At 74.2% G+C, this 19,103-nt stretch carries 1 protein-coding gene; it reads right to left on the bottom strand.

Translation table 11 applies throughout. The features are described 5' to 3' along the window. Positions 1-10: 10 nt before the first annotated feature. On the bottom strand, positions 11-17,680 hold the full coding sequence (locus ACWEGE_RS24455; RefSeq protein WP_449662766.1) for a non-ribosomal peptide synthase/polyketide synthase: 17,670 nt from the start codon (positions 17,678-17,680) through the stop codon (positions 11-13). Between the last annotated feature and the right edge of the window lie 1,423 nt (positions 17,681-19,103).

Here is a 19,103-nt window from a genome sequence, read left to right as displayed (position 1 = left end):
GGTCGGGGTTTCAGAGGTCTTGGCCGGCGGCGAGCCGTTCGAGGTCCTGCAGGACCCGTTCTTCGACGAGCTCCGCCAGTGCCAGCACCGTGCCCGCGGTGAGCACGTCCTTGGGGGTGATTTCGACGTCGAAGGCGGACTTCGTCATCGAGGTGATCCGGAGGCTGCGCAGCGAATCGCCGCCGAGGGCGAAGAAGTTGTCCTCGACGCCGACCCGCTCGAGTTCGAGGGCCTCGGCCCAGATGGCCGCGAGGACCTCTTCGGTCTCGGTTTCCGGGGCCGCGTACCCGGCGGTCTCCGCCGGCGCGACCGGAGCAGGCAGCGCCCGCCGGTCCAGCTTTCCGTTGGCCGTCAGGGGAAGGGCGTCGAGCCGGACGAACGCGGCGGGCACGAAGTGGGCAGGCAGCGCGGCGGCGACGTGCTCCCGCAGCCCGGCGCCCGGCTCGCCGACGACGTAGGCGATCAGCCGCTGCCCGTCCGCCACGACGGCCGCGTCGCGAACTCCGCCGTGCCGGCGCAGCACCGCCACGATCTCGCCGGGCTCGATCCGGAAGCCGCGGATCTTGACCTGGTCGTCGGCCCGGCCGAGGAAGCCGAGGGTGCCGTCGGCGCGCCACCGGACCAGGTCGCCGGTGCGGTACATCCGCTCCCCCGGCGCCCCGAACGGGTCGGCGAGGAACCGCGACGCGGTGAGCCCCGGCCGGTCGAGGTACCCGCGGGCGAGCCCGGCCCCGGCGACGTACAGCTCTCCCGGGACGCCGATCGGCACCGGCCGGAGCGCGGCGTCGAGGACGCGGACGCGGGTGTTGCGGATCGGGCGGCCGATCGGCGGGGTGGCCCCGGGTTCCAGTGGGTCGCTCCAGGTCGCCACCACCGTGGTTTCGGTGGGCCCGTAGGCGTTGATCATCCGGCGGCCCGGCGCCCAGCGGGCCACCAGGTCGGCCGGGCAGGCCTCGCCGCCGACGACCAGCGTGCGGAACGCGGGCAGGTCGACGTCCGGCACGCTGGCCATGGCCACCGGCGGGATCAGCGCGTGGGTGACGCCTTCGTCGCGCAGCACGGCGGCGAGGTGGTCGCCGAGCAGCGGCCCGGGCGGCGGCACGACCAGCGCGGCCCCCGCGGGCAGCGCCATGCACAGCTCCAGCACCGAAGCGTCGAAGCTGGGCGAGGAGAACTGCAGGACGCGGTCACCGGGCCGGACGTCGAAGTGGGCGATCTCGGCGCTCGCGAAGCTCGCCAGCCCGGCGTGGGTGACGACGACGCCCTTGGGCGTGCCGGTCGAGCCCGAGGTGTAGATGACGTACGCCGGTGCGGCCGGCGGCACGGACCGCCCGAGCGGAGTGGCCGGGCCCCGGACCTCCGAGCCGTCGAGGACGAGCACGTTCCCGCCCGGCATCGGCGTGCCGGGCAGTGTCACCACGACGACCGGGTTCGCGTCGGCGAGCATGAACGCGATCCGCTCGGGCGGGTAGTCCGGGTCGACCGGCAGGTAGGCGGCGCCGGTCTTGAGCACCGCCAGCTGCGCGACGACGATCTCCACCGAGCGCCCCAGGGCGAGCGCGACGATCCGCTCCGGCCCGGCTCCGCGCGCGGCCAGCAGCCGGGCCAGCCGGTCGGCGCGCGTGTCGAGTTCGGCGAAGGTGAGCCGCTCTTCGCGCGAGACCACCGCGACGGCGTCCGGGGTGCGGGCCGCCTGGGCCTCGATCAGCTCGGTCAGGGTGACCGGCGGGACTTCGTAACCGGTGTCGTTGAACGTCTCCAGCACCTGCTCGCGTTCGGCGGCGTCGAGGACGTCGAACTCGCGCAAGGGCCGGGCCGGGTCTTCGGCGATCGCTTCCAGGAGGTGTTCGAGCCGCCCGGCCAGCCGCTCGACGGTGGCCTCGTCGAACAGCGCCGGGTCGTAGCCGAGGCCGAGCGACAGGCGCGGGCCGGGTGCGGCCACGACGCTGAGCGGGTAGTTGGTCGTCTCCATCGCCTGCAGTTCGCGCAGCCGCACGCCGTGCGCCGCGACATCCGCGGCGGTGACCGGGTAGTTCTCGAACACCACGAGGCTGTCGAACAGGTTCCGGCCGCCCTCGACGCCGCTCCAGGCCTGCACCGCGGTCAGCGGCACGTGCTCGAACCGGCGCGATTCCGCCTGCGTGGTCTGCAGACCGCGCAGCCAGCCGGCGACCGGCGCCGCCGGGTCGGCGGTGACCCGCACGGGCAGGGTGTTGATGAAGATGCCGGTGATGTCGTCGACGCCGGCCAGCCCGGCCGGGCGGCCGGACACGGTGGCGCCGAAGCAGACGTCGTCCTCGCCGCCGTGCCGGGCCAGCAGGAGCGCCCAGGCGCCCTGCACGACGGCGTTCAGGGTGAGCCGCTCGCGCCGGGCGAACGCCGCCAGCCGGGCGGTGGCCGCCTCGTCGAGCTCCCGGCCGACCCACGTCGACGAGCTCGATTCGTGGGTGGCTGCGGGTGCCCGGTCGTAGGGCAACGGGGTCGGCTCGGTGACGTCGGCGAGCTCGCGGCGCCAGTACTCTTCGGCGCCCTCGGCGGTCTGGCCGCTCAGCCACGTGACGTAGTCGCCGAACGGACGGCGGTGTGGGAGAGCCGGCGCGGTGCCGTCGCGCAGGGCCGCGTAGGCGGTGCAGACGTCGGACAGCACCTGGAAGACGCTCCAGCCGTCGAGCAGGACGTGGTGGAAGGTCCAGACGAGCTGGACGGCGTCGCCGGGCAGCCGGGCCAAGGTGACCCGCAGCAGCGGCGCGGCCGCCAGGTCGAACGGCTTCGCCCGGTCCTGGGCGAGCAGCTCGCGCAAGGCTTCCTCGCGGTCGCGGTCCCGCCAGTCGAGCTCGGTGACCGGCACCCGCGCCGCGCGGTGGACCACGAGCAGCGGCTCGGGGACGTCCTCCCAGACGACGCTGCCGCGCAGCACCGGCGTCCGGTCGACGACGTGCTGCCAGGCCCGCGCCAGGAACCGCGGCTCGGCGACCCCGTCGAGGACCGCGGTGACCTGTTCGAAGTAGACGCCTTGGGCCTCTTGGGAAAGCCCGTGGAAGACCATGCCCGCCTGCATCGGCGTGAGCGGGTGGAGGTCGGCCACGTCGCGGCCGTCGCCGGCGATCCGGTCGACCTGCCGCTGGTCCAGGCCGGCCAGCGGGAAGTCGCTCGGCGTGCGGCCGCCCACGCCGGGCGCGGCACAGTGCGCGACGGCTTCGCCCAGCGCGACCACCAGGTCCGCGGCCAGTTTCTCCACCGTGGCGGCGGTGTGCGTGTCGCGCGAGTAGTACCAGGTCAGTTCCAGGGTTTCCCGGTCCACCCGGCCGACGACGTCGAGCAGGTGCGCCCGGCCCGCGCCCTCGCCGACCGAAGAGTCGAGGCTGCCGGCCGCGCCGTCGAGGCGGCCCAGGTAGTTGAAGCCGATCTCGGGCGTCAGCGCGGGCGCGGTCCCGGTCAGGTACCGCAGGGCGCCGAAGCCCACGCCGCGGCGGGGCACCGCGCGCAGCTGCTCCTTCACCGACTTGAGCAGGGCTGCCCAGTCGTCGTCGATCCGCAGCGCGACCGGGTAGAGCGAGGTGAACCAGCCGACCGTGCGGGAGAGGTCGACGTCGTCGAACAGGTCCTCGCGGCCGTGGCCCTCCAGGTCGATCAGCACGCCGTCGCGGCCGGTCCAGCGGGCGAGCACCCGGCCGAGTGCGGCCAGCAGCACGTCGTTGACCTGCGTCCGGTAGACGCCGGGGACGTCCTGCAGCAGTGCCCTGGTCAGCTCGGCGTCCAGGCGCGTGGTGACCGTGCCGGTGCCCGCCTCGGCGGTGTGGTGGTCGATCGGCAGCGCCGGGTCGACGGCCAGCGCGCGACGCCAGTACGGCAGTTCGCCGTCGAAGCCGCCGTCCTCGGCGTGCGCGGCGAGGCGGTTGGCCCAGTCGCGGAACGACGTCGTCTTCGGCGGCAGCGGGCCGCCGCGGTAGGCGGTTTCCAGGTCCTCCAGCAGGATCCGCCAGGAGACGCCGTCGACGACGAGGTGGTTGACCGTCAGCCGCAGGACGGCGGGTTCGAGGAGCTCGGCGGACAGGAGCGGCCCGCGGGTCACGTCGATCTCGGCCCCGAGGAGCTCCGCCGGTTCGGCCGGGGCGTTTTCCTGGCCGGCCACGGTGAACCGCATCCGCAGGGCGTCGTGGTGCCGCACCAGCGTGGCCAGCGCCGCGCGCAGCGTCTCGACGTCGAACGGCTCGGGCCGCTCGACCCGCACCGACTGGGTGAACCCGTCCGGGTCGCCGTGGCGGCCCGCGAAGAACCAGAGCTGGATCGGGGTCAGCGCGGCGGCGCCGGTGACCGGCCCCTGCTCGGCCACGGTCACCGCGGCCGAGCCCGCCGCCACGGCCAGCGCCGCGACGGTCTGGTGGGCGAACAGGTCCCGCGGGGTGAGCGCGAGCCCGTGGCGCCGGGCCCGGGAGACGACCTGGATGCTCAGGATCGAGTCGCCGCCGAGCTCGAAGAAGTTGTCCTCGACGCCGACCCCGGGCACGCCGAGCACGTCGGCCCAGACTTCGGCGAGCACGCGTTCGGTGTCCGTGCGCGGCGGCACGTACCCGGCGACCGGCTCCGCGGCCGGCTCCGGGAGCGCCTTGCGGTCCACCTTTCCGTTGGCGCTCAACGGAAGCGCGTCCAGCGTGACGAAGGCCGACGGGACCATGTAGTCCGGCAGGTCCCGCTGCAGCCACCCCCGCAGCTCCGGCTTCCCGGCCGCGACGACGTAGGCGACCAGCCGCCGATCCCGGGCGATCACCACGGCCTCGGTGACGTCCGGATGGGCGGCCAGGGCCGTCTCGATCTCGCCCAGCTCGATCCGGAACCCACGGATCTTCACCTGGTCGTCGGCACGGCCGACGAACTCCAGCACACCATCGGGGGTCCAGCGGACCACGTCACCCGTGCGGTACATCCGCTCCCCCGCAGCCCCGAACGGGTTGGCCACAAAGCGCTCCGCCGTCAGCCCCGACCGGCCCAGGTACCCGCGAGACACCCCGGCACCGGCGATGAACAACTCCCCGGTCACGCCCGGCGGCACCGGCCGCAGCCCCTCGTCCAAGACGTAGGCGGCCATGTTGTCCAAGGGCCGCCCGATCGGCATCGCGTCCGGCACGGCGTCTTCGGGGGCCACGAAGAACCGGCTCGCGAAAGTCGTCGTCTCGGTGGGGCCGTAGCCGTCGACCACGGTCAGCCCCGGGCAGGCGTCCCGCACCTGGCGGACCGCGGCGGCGGGCACGACGTCACCACCGGTCCACACCTCGCCGGCCCCGCGCAGGCACGCGGGATCCTCCTGGGCCAGCAGCCGGAACAGTCCCGCAGTCAGCCACAGCGCCCGCACCCCGCGGCGACCGACCACCTCGCGCAGCACCTCGGCATCGACGTCGCCGGGCGGGGCGACGACCACCCGGCCGCCGTTGAGCAACGGCACCCACACCTCATACGTCGAAGCGTCGAACGCCTGCGGCGAATGCAGCAACACCGTCCGATGCGCCTCGCCCACGAACGAGCGGTCCGATGCCAGGGCCACGACGTCGCGGTGAGTCACCGCGACGCCCTTCGGCTTGCCGGTGGACCCCGAGGTGTACATCACGTAGGCCAGGTTCGCCGGCCGCACCGTGACCTCGGGCGCACCTTCCGGCCCGGTTTCGTCCACCCGCACCGACAGTCCATTGTGGATGTCCTGGTAGGACTCTTCCGCGATGACCGCGGAGACGCCCGCTTCGGCCAGCACCAGCCGCATCCGGCTCTCCGGCGCACGCAGTTCCACCGGCACGTACGCCGCCCCCGCCTTCAGCACCGCCAGCTCGGCCACGACAAGATCGACCGACCGCTCCAAAAGCAACCCCACCCGGTCCTCGACCCCGACCCCCAGCTCGGCCAGCCGGGACGCGAGCCCGTCGGCGCGGGCATCGAGCTCCGCGTAGGTCAGATCGTCGACCGCCAGAGCATCCGGCGTCCGACGCACCTGGTCGGCGAACCGGCCCACCACCGTCGCCTCGGCCACCGGGTGCGCGGTGGCGTTGAACGTCCGCAGCACGCGTTCGCGGTCGTCGTCGGTCAGCAGATCGAGGTCGCCGACCCGCCGGCCGGAATCCGCGGCGATGCGCTCCAGGACCAGGAGCAGCTGCGCGGCCAGCCGGTCGACGGTGGCCCGGTCGAACAGGTCCGGGTCGTGGTCGAACGACACCTCCAGGCGCTCCCCCGGCGTGACGACCACGCTGAGCGGGTAGTTGGTCGGCTGCAGCTCGCCCTCTTCGTGCAGGCCGATGCCGTGTGCCGCCAGGGCCACCGGGTCGAAGGGGTAGTTCTCGAACACGAGGATGCTGTCGAACAGCGTGGTGCCCCCCGCCCAGGTCTGCAGCTGGGCCAGTGACACGAAGTCGAACCGGCGCGAGCGGGCCTGGGCCGTCTGCAGGTCGGCCAGCCAGTCCGTCACGACGAGTCCGTCGTGGACGGTCACCGGCGCGGGCAGGGTGTTGATGAACAACCCGGCCATCGCTTCGACCCCCGGCAGGTCGGCGGGCCGCCCGGAGACGGTGGTGCCGAAGACGACCGCGGATTCCCCGCTGCAGCGGGACAGCACGAGGGCCCAGGCGCCCTGGAAGATCGTGTTGAGCGTCAGGCCGGCGCGGCGGGCCAGCTCCCGCAGCCCGTCGGCGGGCGCGGACACCCGGACCGACGCGGCGGACCGCGCCCGGTGCGCCTCCACCGGCCGCCGGTCGTAGGGCAGCGGCGTCGGTGTCCGCAGCCCGGCGAGCTGGTCGCGCCAGTGCGCTTCGGCGTCGGCGGTGTCCTGCTCGCCCAGCCAGCGCAGGTATTCGCGGAACGGCGGACGCCGGCCGGGGACGGCGGTACCCGCGTACCGGGCGCACACCTCGCCGAACACCTGCGCGGCGCTCCAGCCGTCGAGCAGCACGTGGTGGAACGTCCAGACCAGCAGCACGTCGCCGCCGGGCAGCCGCGCGAAGGCCAGCCGCAGCAGCGGGGCGGCCGTCAGGTCGAAGCCCGCGGCCCGGTCCGCTTCGAGGAACCGCTCCTGCTCGCGGGCGCGCTCGTCGTCCTCCAGCGCGGTCCAGTCGAGGTGGACGACCGGGACCGCGACGGACCGCGCGACGACCTGCACGGGTTCGTCGAGGCCCTCCCAGACGACGCGGGTGCGCAGCACCGGCGTGTCCGCGACGACCCGCTGCCACGCCCGGGCGAGGCGCTCGGGGTCGCTGATGCCGGTCAGCCGCAGCCGCACCTGGTTGAGGTAGGTCCCGGCCGCGCCGTCGACGAGGCTGTGGAAGACCATGCCCGACTGCATCGGCGTGAGCGGGTAGACGTCCTCGACGTCGCGGCCATCGCCGGCCAGCCGGTCCACCGCGGCCTGGTCGAGGCGGGCGAGCGGGAAGTCCGACGGCGTGCGGCCGCCGGCGTCCGGGCGGGCGCAGTGCGCGACGATCCCGGTGAGCGCTTCGAGGAGCGCGTCGGCGAGCCGCCGGACGGTGGCTTCGGTGTGCACGTCTTCGGCGTAGTGCCAGGTCAGTTCCAGCTCGTCGCCGACGACCGCGCCGACGACGTCGAGCTGGTGCGCGCGGACCTGCTCGGGGTGGGCCGCGCCGCCCAGGCCGCCGCCGTGGTCGAAGCGGCCCAGGTAGTTGAAGCTGATCCGGGGCTCGATCCGCGGCGCGGTGCCGGCGAGGTGGCGCAGGGCGCCGTAGCCGATGCCACGGCGGGGAATCGCGCGGAGCCGCTCCTTCGTCGTCTTCAGGGCTTCGCCCCAGTCCTCGCCGGACGACGTCAGCTCGACCGGGAAGATCGACGTGAACCAGCCGACCGTGCGGGAGAGGTCGATGCCGCCGAACAGATCCTCCCGGCCGTGGCCTTCGAGGTCGACCAGCACGCGGTCGCGGCCGGTCCAGTCGCGCAGGACCCGGCCGAGCGCGGTCAGCAGGACGTCGTTGACCTGCGTCCGGTACACCCCCGGCACGTCGTGCAGCACCGCCCGGGTCGCCTCCGCGGGCAGCCGCACGACCACCGAGCGGGCCGAGCCGTAGGTGTTGGCGCCGGCCGCGTCGACCGGGAGGGCCGGGTCGGCGTCGATCGCCGCCCAGTGGGCGAGTTCGTCGTCGAAGAAACCGCCGGCCGTGTGGTCGGCCAGGGTGCGCGCCCAGTCGCGGAAGGACGTCGTCTTGGCGGGGAGTTCACCGCCGGCGAGGAGGGTTTCCAGGTCCTCCAGGAGGACGCGCCACGAGACGCCGTCGACGACCAGGTGGTGCGCGGCGAGGGTCAGTGTCGTGCCGGACAGCTCGGCGCGCAGCAGCGGCCCGTTCTCCAGGTCGATGGTGGCGTCGAGGACGTCGACGGCGTCGGCCGCGTGGGACTGGCCGTCGGCGGTGAACCGCAGCCGCAGGGCGTCGTGGTGCAGCTGGAGAGCGCGCAACGCGCGGCGCAGCGCGGCCGGGTCGGGCGCGGCGGGCAGGTCCACCGAAACGGACTGGACGAACTGCTCCGGGTGCACCGGCCGTGGGTCGAGGTACCAGCGCTGCACCGGCGTCAGCGGCATCCCGCCGGTCACCGGCTCGGCGACGGCGGCGGCCGTGGCGGGCGCGGCCGGGGTGGTGGCCAGCGCGAGCGCGGCGACGGTCGGGTGGTCGAACACCTGGCCCGGCATCAGGTCGAGGCCGGCCCGGCGGGCCCGCGAAACCACCTGGATGGACAGGATCGAGTCGCCGCCGAGTTCGAAGAAGTTGTCCTCGGCGCCCACGCGGTCCACCCGCAGCACTTCGGCCCAGATGTTCGCGAGCAGCCGCTCGGCGTCCGTCGCGGGCTCGCGGTAGCCGAGCCCGGAGACGAAGTCGGGTGCGGGCAGCGCGCGGCGGTCGACCTTCCCGTTCTCGTTGAGCGGCAGGGCTTCCAGCGGCACGAACACCGCGGGCACGAGGTAGTCCGGCAGCGAGCGCAGCAGGAACTCCCGCAGGTCCGGCGTCCCGGTCGCGACGACGTAGGCGACGAGCCGCTTGGTCCCGCCGGACTCCACCGCGGCGACGACGGCTTCGGTCACCTCGGGGTGGGCGGTCAGCGCCGTCTCGATCTCGCCGAGCTCGACGCGGAAGCCGCGGATCTTCACCTGGTCGTCGGCCCGGCCGACGAACTCGAGAACGCCGTCGGAGGTCCACCGGACGAGGTCACCGGTGCGGTACATCCGCTCGCCCGGCGCGCCGAAGGGGTCGGCGGGGAACCGGTCGGCCGTCAGCCCCGGCTGCCCGAGGTAGCCCCGGGCCAGCCCGGTGCCGGCCAGGTACAGCTCGCCGACGGCACCCGGCGGCACCGGCCGCAGCCCGTGGTCGAGGACGTAGGCCGCGGTGCCGTCCAGCGGCCGCCCGATCGGCAGCACGTCCGGCACCGGCTCGCCCGGCGGCAGGGGGTGCCGGGTGGCGAAGGTCGTCGTCTCGGTGGGCCCGTAGACGTCCACCACGGTGAGCCCCGGGCACGCCTCCGACACGCGGTGCACCGCGGCGGGGCGCACCACTTCGCCGCCCGTCCACACCTCGCGGACACCGCGCAGGCAGCCGGGGTCCTCCTGCGCCAGCACGCGGAACAGCCCCGCGGTGATGAACACCCCGGTCACCCCGTGCGTGGTGACCAGGCGGCGCAGCACGTCGGCGTCGAGGTCGCCCGGCGGGGCGACGACGACCCGCCCGCCGCCGAGCAGCGGCACCCACACCTCGTACGTCGAAGCGTCGAAGGCCAGCGCGGAGTGCATGAGCACGGTGCGGTGGGCGGCGCGGGCGAAGGCCCGCTCCCGCGCCAGCGCGACGATGGCCCGGTGGCTGACGGCCACGCCCTTGGGGATCCCGGTCGAGCCCGACGTGTACATCACGTAGGCGAGGTTTTCCGGCCGCAGCGGGACATCCGGCGCCTCGGCCGGCTCGTCGCCCACCTCGCCGATCGTCACCACCGGTCCACTGTGGACTTCCCGGGCGCGCGCCCGGCCGACGTCGTCGGTCACCAGCACGCCGACGCCGCCGAGCAGCGCCGTGAGCCGGCTGCGGGGTGCGCGGGCGTCCAGCGGCAGGTAGGCACCGCCGGCCTTGAGCACCGCGAGTTCGGCGACGACGACGTCGGCCGAGCGGCCCAGCAGCAGCCCGACCAGTTCGTCCCGCCGCGCTCCGAGGGCGAGCAGGCGGTGGGCCAGCCGGTTCGCCCGGGCGTCCAGCTCCGCGTAGGTCAGGGTTTCCGCGCCGGTGACGGCGACCGCGTCGGGCGTGCGGCGGACCTGCTCGGCGAACAGGGCGGGCACGGTCGTGTCCGGCTGGTCCTGCGCGGGACCGGTGCCGGTGTCCAGGACTTCGCGCTCCTCGGCGCCGGTGAGCATGCGCAGCCGGGCGAGCGGCTCGTGCGGCCGGGTCGCGAGCTCGGCCAGCAGGGTCTGCAGGCACCCGGCGAAGCCGGCGATCGTGGCGGCGTCGAACAGCTCGGGGTCGTAGCCGAACAGGAACTCCAGGCGCTCCTCGCCGGGGTAGGCGACGACGCTGAGCGGGTAGTTGGTCGTCTCGACCCCGCGCAGGTCGCGCAGCCCGAGCTCCGCGGTGACCGGGTAGTTCTCGAAGACGAGCAGGGTGTCGAACTCCCCGCCCCAGCCCTGCAGGCGGGCCAGGGACAGGTGGTCGAACCGCCGGGCCTCGGCTTGGTCGTCCTGGAGGCCGCGCAGCCAGTCCACCGCGGCCGTCCGCTCGCCGACGTCGGTGACGACCGGCAGCGTGGTGATGAACATGCCGGTGATCTCGTCGGCCCCGGGCAGTTCGGCGGGCCGCCCGGCGACCGTGGTGCCGAAGCAGACCTCCGGCCGTCCGGTGTGGCGGGCCAGCAGCACCGCCCAGGCGCCTTGCACGAGCGTGTTGAGGGTCAGCCCGTGGCGTTGCGCGGCCTTGCGCAGCGGCCCGGCGGCCAGCTCGATCCGCAGCGACGCCGTCGATTCGGCCGCGTGCCCGTCGGGGGCGCGGTCGGTGCGCAGCCGGGCCGGCTCGGGCCGTCCGGAAAGCTTGTCCCGCCAGTACCGTTCCGCGGCCGGGGTGTCCTGTTCGGACAGCCAGCGGAGGTGGTCGCGGAACGGGCGGCGGGTCGGCAGCGGGCGTCCGGCGTGCGCCGCCGCGACGTCGGAGAGCACCTGGAAGAGGCTCCAGCCGTCGAGCAGCAGGTGGTGGAACGTCCAGACCACGCGGACCTCGGTCGCCGAGACGCGGGCGAGCAGCAGCCGCATCAGCGGCAGCTCGCCCAGGTCGAGGCCGGCGTCCCGGTCGGCCGCCAGCACGGCGTCGAGGCCGGCGGGCTCGCTCGTCCAGTCCCGGTACTCGATCGGCAGGGTGACCCGCCGGTGCACCACCTGCACGGGCTCGTCGAGGCCGTCCCAGACGACCCGGGTGCGCAGGACCGGGGTCCGGTCCACCACCCGCTGCCAGGCGCGGCCCAGCGCTTCGGGATCGGGGACGCCGCTCTGCACGAACGTCACCTGCTGGAGGTAGGCGTGCCTGCCGCCGCCGGTGAGCCGGTGGAACAGCATGCCAGCCTGGGCCGGGGTGAGCGGGTAGACGTCCTCGACGTCGCGGCCGTCGCCCGCCAACCGGTCCACAGTGGATTGGTCGAGCCGGGCCAGCGGGAAGTCCGACGGCGTGCGGCCGCCGGCCGCCGGTGCGGTGCAGTGCGCGACGATCCCGGCCAGGCCGCGGACGAGGTCGTCGGCGACGGCCTGGATGGTGGCTTCCGCGTGGAGCTGTTCCGAGTAGAACCAGGTGATCTCCAGGCGGCCGCCGGTGACCCGGGCGACGACGTCGACGGCGTGCGGCCGGGTGTCCGCGGGGTGCTGCCGGAGTTCCAGTTCCCGCTCGAGGCCCCGGTACAGCTCGCCGCCGGCTTCGAACCGGCCGAGGTAGTTGAAGCTGAGCCGGGGCCTCACCGCGGGAGCGGTCCCGGTGAGGTGGTGGAGCACGCCGTAGGAGAGGCCGCGGGCCGGGATCGCGCGCAGCTGCTCCTTGACGGACTTGAGCAGGCTCGCGACGCCGTCCTCCGGCACCTCGAGCGCGACGGGGAACATCGAGGTGAACCAGCCGACCGTGCGGGACAGGTCGACGTCGTCGAACAGGTCTTCCCGCCCGTGGCCTTCGAGGTCGACGAGCACGCGCCCGGCGCCGGTCCAGCGGCGCAGGGCGTCGCCGAGCGCGGCCAGCAGCACGTCGTTGACCTGGGTGCGGTAGACGCCCGGGACGTCCTGCAGCAGCGCGCGGGTCAGCTCGGCGTCCAGTCGGGTGGTGACCGTGCGGGTGCTCGCCACCGTGCCGGGGCCGTCGTTGTCCAGCGGGATGTCGGCGCCCGCGACCGCCTGCCAGTACGGGAGGTCGGCGGCGAAGGAGTGGCCGGCGAGCCGGGCGGCCCAGTCGCCGAAGGACGTCGTGCGGGCGCCCAGCGCGCGTCCGTGGTAGGCGTGGTCGACGTCCTCCAGGAGGATCCGCCACGAGACGCCGTCCACCACCAGGTGGTGCACGGCCAGGCGCAGGGTGGTGCCGGTCAGCTCGGCGCTCACCAGCGGGCCGTGCCCGATGTCGATCTTCGCGCCGAAGACGTCGGTTTCGCCGGGCTCGGCGTGCTCCTGGGTCCAGCCGCCGTCCGTGCGGCGGAACCGCAGCCGCAGGGCGTCGTGGTGGGCGACGACGGTGTTCACCGCTGCGCGCAGCCGGTCCTCGTCGACGTCTTCGGCGAGCCGGACGCTCAGCTGCTGGACGAACCGGTCCGGCTCGGCCGGGTCGGTGTCCAGGTACCAGTGCTGGATCGGGGTGACGACCACTTCGCCGGTCGCCGCGGGCCGCTCGGCCACCGGCTCGGCCACCCCGGCCGCCGCGGCGAGCGCGGCGATCGTCTGGTGCCGGAAGACGTCCTTGGTGGTGATCCGGAGCCCGGCCTTGGCCGCCTCGGACACCAGCCGGATGCCGAGGATCGAGTCGCCGCCGAGCTCGAAGAAGTTGTCCTCGACGCCGACTTCCGGCAGGCCGAGGGCGTCGGCCCAGATGGCGGCCAGCAGCCGCTCGGTTTCGGTGCGCGGCGCGACGCGGGTGGTGCCGCCCGTGAAGTCCGGGGCGGGCAGGGCCCGCCGGTCGAGCTTGCCGCTGGGGTTCAGCGGCAGCCTCTCCAGCGCCACGAACGCCGAGGGCACCAGGTGGGCGGGCAGCGAGGCGCCGAGGAAGTCCCGCAGGTCCGCGGGTGCCCCGGGCACGACGTAGGCGACCAGTCGCTGGTGGCCGCCGTCGGTGCGCGCGACGACCACCGCCTCGGTGACGTCCGGGTGCTTCCGCAGCGCGGCCTCCACCTCGCCGGGCTCGATCCGGAAGCCGCGGATCTTGACCTGGTCGTCGGCGCGGCCGAGGTACTCCAGCTCGCCGCGGGTGCTCCAGCGGACGACGTCGCCGGTCCGGTACATCCGGGCACCCGGCGCGCCGAAGGGGTCGGCGACGAACCGGCCCGCGGTCAGGCCGGGCCGGCCGAGGTAGCCGCGGGCCACCCCGGCGCCGCCGAGGTGCAGTTCGCCGGGCACGCCGACGGGCACCGGCCGCATCCCGCGGTCCAGGACGTACGCGCGGACGCCGGCGATCGGGCGGCCGATCGGCGGGGTGCGGTCGGTGTCGTGGTACCACGCCGTGGCGTACACAGTGGACTCGGTGGGCCCGTAGATGTTCGCGATCCGGCTGCCGGGCAGCGCCTTCCGGATGTCGTCGAGCGCGTGCCGCGTCAGCGCCTCGCCGGCCAGGACCACAGTGGACGGCCGCACCGAAACCGCGCCCTGGGCCAGCAGCTGGGCGAACGCCGAGGGCACCCCGCTGACCAGGCCGACCGGCCGTCCGGTGCGCTCGCCTTCGCCGAGGGCCAGCACGTCCCGGACGATCTCGACGGTGGCGCCGGTCGTCAGCGGCGCGAACAGCTCGAACACCGAGACGTCGAAGTTGAGCGACGTCGAAGCGACCACTGTGGACCCCGGCCGGAAGACGTCCCGGAAGTCGTTCGCCGCCCAGGCCATCAGGTTCGCGGCGCTGCGGTGCGCGACGACGACCCCCTTGGGGCGGCCGGTCGAGCCGGACGTGTGGATCACGTAGGCGGGGTGGTCCGGGTTCGCCGCGCGGGCGAACGGCACGCTCTCCCGGCTGTCGAGCAGGGCGGGGTCGTCGAAAGCGAGGGCGGGCACGGACCCGGGACCGCGGCCGTCCGGAGTGAGCAGCAGGGCCGGAGCGGCGTCGTCGAGGATCAGTTCCTGGCGGTCGGCCGGGTAGGCGGGGTCGACCGGGAGGTAGGCGGCACCGGACTTGAGCACGCCGAGCAGCGCCACCAGGATCCGTTCCGTGCGCGGCAGGGACACGGCGACGAACCGTTCGGGTCCGGCTCCTCGCTCGGCGAGGACCCGGGCCAGCCGGCCGGCCTGCGCGTCGAGCTCGGCGTAGGTGAGCGAGCGGTCCTCGCAGACGACCGCGACCGCGTCCGGCGTGCGGGCCGCCTGGGCCTCGAACAGCTGCGCCAGCGTGGCGTCCGGCGCGTCGAGCTCCGGTCCGCGCGAGAGAGCGTGCAGGTCGGCCAGTTCGGCGTCAGCCATGAGGGGCAGCTCGGCCACCGGCCGGTGCGGCTCGGCGACCACGGCCTCGGCCAGCACCCGCAGGTGCCCGGCGAAGCGGTCGATCGTGGCGGCGTCGAAGAGCGCGGTGTCGTACTCGATCGCGACCCCGCGGCCCTGCGGCCGGAACTCCAGCACCAGGTCGAACCGGGCCCGGGGGCGGGGCAGGTCGTGCTCGCCCAGGCGGAGGGCACCCGCCTCCCGGGGCCGGACGAGGTCCTGCTGCAGCACGAGCAGGACCTGCACCAGCGGCGTCCGGCTCGGGTCACGGGCCGGCCGCAGGTCGTCGACGACCTGGTCGAAGGGCACTTCGGCGGCGGCGAAGGCCGCCAGCGTCGTTTCCTTGACCCGGCCGAGGAAGACGTCGAACGGTTCCGCGGCGTCGACCGCGGACCGCAGGACGAGGGTGTTGACGAAGAACCCGGCGAGCCGTTCGAGCTGGTCGTGGTCGCGGCCGGAGACCGCGGTGCCGACGGCGACGTCGTCCTGCCCGGTGTAGCGGGCCAGCAGCACCTGGACGAGCGCGGTCAGCGTCGTGAACAGCGTCGTGCCGGTGTCGTGGCTCAGCCCGGCGAGGCCTTCGGGCAGCTCGTACCGGCGGATCGCGCCTTCGGTGGCGCGCACGGGCGGGCGCGGCCGGTCGGTGGGCAGGTCCAGGGGTTCGAGGCCGGCGAGCTGCGTGCGCCAGTAGGCCAGCTGCGCCTCGCGCAGCCCGGCCAGCCGCTCGTGGTGCCACCGGGAGTAGTCGCGGTAGCCGATGTCGAGCGCGGCCGGCTTCTCCCCCGCGTAGAGCGCGGCGAACTCGTCGACGAGCAGGCCGACCGACCAGCCGTCGGTGATGATGTGGTGCTGGCACAGCAGGAGCAGGTGCTCCTCCGGGCCCCGGCGGATCAGCGTGGCCCGCGTGAGCGGCCCGGTCGTCAGGTCGAAGGGGCGGTCCAGTTCGGCCGCGAGCTGCGCGTCCAGGTCGGCCTCGGCGTCGGCTTCCCGCAGCGGGATGGTGCCGTCGTCGGCGACCACCTGGACGCCTTCGCCGTCGACGGTCCGGAACGTCGTCCGCAGCGACTCGTGCCGCGCGGCCAGCCCGTCCAGCGCGGCGCGCAGGGCGTCGTGGTCCAGCGGGCCTTCGAGGGTGAGGCCGACGCCGGCGTTGTATTCGGTGCTGCCGGGGTGCTGCTGGTCGAGCACCCAGAGGCGGCGCTGGACCGGCGAGAGCGGCACCACGGCTTCGTGGGGCACCGGCTCGATCCGGGCGGCCGGGGTACCGGATCGGGCCGGCAGCAGCTCGGCGAGCTTCGCGATGGTGCGGGCGTCGAACACCACCCGCGGGGACAGCTCGGCGCCGAAGCGGGCGCGGATCCGGGCGAGCGCGCGGGCCCCGAGGATGGAGTCGCCGCCGAGCTCGAAGAAGTCCGCGTCGACGCCGATGTCCGGGACGCCCAGCACGTCGGCCCAGATTTCGGCGAGCGCCCGCTCGGCCGGGGTCCGCGGCGCGGTGTGGGCGGCCCGGACCTGCGCCTGCCAGTCGGGTTCGGGCAGGGCGTCGCGGTCGAGCTTGCCGTGGTGGGTCAACGGCATCGCCTCGAGAGCGACGAACGCGGCCGGCACCATGTAGGGCGGCAGCCGGTCGGCCGCGGCGGCGCGCAGGTCCGCCGGATCGGCGTCCCCGGCGAAGTAGGCGACCAGGCGTTTGCCGCGGTCCTCGCGGGCGACGACGACCGCCTCGCGGACGCCGTCCTGCCCGAGCAGCAGCGCTTCGATTTCGCCAGGTTCGATCCGGAAGCCGCGGATCTTGACCTGGTGGTCGGCCCGCCCGACGAACTCCAGTTCACCGCTGACGGTTCGGCGGACGACGTCACCGGTCCGGTACATCCGCGCGCCGGGCGCGCCGAACGGGTCGGCGACGAACCGGCTCGCGGTCAGCCCGGGCCGGTCGAGGTAGCCGCGGGCCAGCCCCGGGCCGGTGACGTACAGCTCGCCGGTGGCGGCGGGGCGCAGCGCGTCGTCGAGCACGTACGCGGTGGCGTCCGGCAGCGGACGGCCGATCGGGGGCGTGCCCCCGGGGGTCAGCGGGTCGCTCCAGGTGGCCACGACGGTGAACTCGGTCGGCCCGTAGGAGTTGATCATCCGGCGTCCGGGCGCCCAGGTCCGGACCAGTTCGGGCGGGCAGGCGTCCCCGCCGACGATCACCGTGCGGAAGGCCGGCAGCGGGTGGTCGGCCGGCAGCGTGGCCAGGGCGACCGGCGGGATGAGCGCGTGGGTGATTCCGTACTCGGCCAGGACGTCCGCGAGCCGGTCGCCCAGCAGCGGGCCGGGTGGCGGCACGACCAGGGCCGCCCCGTGCGGCAGCGCCATGCCGAGTTCGAGGATGGACGCGTCGAAGCTCGGCGAGGAGAACTCGAGGACCCGGTCGCCGGGTCGCACGTCGTACTGCTCGCGCATCGCGGCGAAGAAGCCGGCCAGGCCGCGGTGGGTGACGAGGACGCCTTTGGGGACGCCGGTCGAGCCGGACGTGTAGATCAGGTAGGCCGGGTGGTCGAGGTGCAGCGGGCGCGTCCGGTCGGCGTCGGTGGGGTCGGTGTCGGCCTGTTCGTCCAGCAGGCCGGGTTCGCCGAGGTCGAGGGTGGCTTCCGCGGTCCCGCGGGCTTCCGCGGTCCCGCGGCCCACGACGAGCACCGGCTGCGCGTCGGCGAGCACGAACGCGATGCGCTCGGCGGGCTGGTCGGGGTCGACGGGCAGGAAGGCGGCGCCGGCCTTGGCCACCGCCAGCTGCGCGACGACGAGGTCGGCCGACCGCGGCAGGACGAGCGCGACGACCCCTTCCGGGCCGGCCCCGCGGGCGATCAGCAGCCGCGCCAGCCGGTTCGCCCGCGCGTTCACCGTCGCGTAGGTCAGCGTGCCACCGGCGCCGGTCAGCGCCGGTTTTCCGGGGGTGCGGGCGGCCTGGGCCTGGAACAGTTCGGCGAGAGTGCGCGCGGGCGCTGTTCTGTCGCTGTCGTCATCGGCGGCATGAACCGAGACGTCGTATCGCGGCATTGCGGAAACCTTTCGAACGCGGGTGGGTCAGCGCGGGGCCGTACGGGCAGGAGGGCCCGCGACCAGGTAAATCGCGAGAAACGGTGGCCGGATCCGGGCTTTGCCCCCGCCGCGAGCGCCGGCTTTTTGCCACTCGTTCAACAAATCGGCCCGGCGTGCCACACCCCGGGCGAACCCGCGAGAACGAGCGCGAGACACATTGATCCTTTCCAGCGTGACGGCCGCGCGGGCACCCCGGAAAAAGTTCCGATTTCGACGGCAACCCCCGCCGTGCCGGTTGGGCACCAGCGACCGCCGAACGCGCGCGACAACCAGCGTTCCTTGTGCAGCAGGTCGGTCATCCGGCAGTCGAGTACCCCCAAGACCAGCCGGATTGGCATCACGCTACCCAGTGAACGCGTTGCTCGTACCGCCGAACGGAGCATTGGCGAAAATGTCCAAAAATCGCGGATGTTTGCCCGGACAGCGAGTAGCACGGCGACGATTAATGTTCACTCTTCTGCCGGAAAATGTTACCTCGATTGGGAGGTTTGACTTTACTGCAGGGCGCTCACCAGCGGAAATACCCGAGTCACTCGGGTGACGACCGGGTCCGATGACGGAAGTGATCGGTATCGGAAGTTGTGCTTCACCTTACGACACATCACCCGATTGGCGGGTAACGCGGAGGACACGGGCACATAGGTGAAACGGTCGATTGGTGAGGACGGGGTACGGGGCGTCGCGCAGATACTGCGGGATCCCGCAGAGCGAGACAAAGACGGCCGGGAATGCGGCGGGTGCGATTGACCGGAAGGGTGAACGGCGTTCACCGGGCGGGTGGGCCGCGGCGGCCGGGGCGGGCATCTGGCGGGGTTTGCGGGCGGGGGCCACCCGCGGCGATGGTCATGCGCGGCTTGGCCACGGGGAGCGCTCCGAGCCGCCTTCGGAGGACCCGGTCTTGGGCTCGCCGGGACCCGCGCCGCTTCCGCACGGCGGCTCCGGCCTTGGGCAGAGTCGGCCCCGCCGCCTCCGGAAGCCGCGATCCGCCTCGGCCCCACCCCGGCCCACTTCCGGCGATGCCTCCGACCCGGACCTCGGCCGATCCCGCCGCTTCCGGAGGCAGACCCGGACCCACTTGGCCGGCCCAAGCCGCTTCCAGCGGCAGAGCCGACCCGAATCCAGCCAGCCCCACCGCCCCCGAACGCCAGACCCGACCCAAAACCCGCCCACCAGCCGCCCCCGGGTGGCAAAGCCGGCCCGAACCCCGCCAGCCCCACCGCCCCCGAACGCCAGACCCGACCCAAAACCCGCCCACCAGCCGCCCCCGGGTGGCAAAGCCGGCCCAAACCCCGCCAGCCCCACCGCCCCCGAACGCCAGACCCGACCCAAAACCCGCCCACCAGCCGCCCCCGGGTGGCAAAGCCGGCCCGAACCCCGCCAG

The organism is Amycolatopsis sp. NPDC004747 (assembly GCF_053601335.1).
The sequence above is the reverse complement of the archived record's forward strand: the minus strand, read 5'-3'. Positions and strand labels throughout refer to the sequence as shown.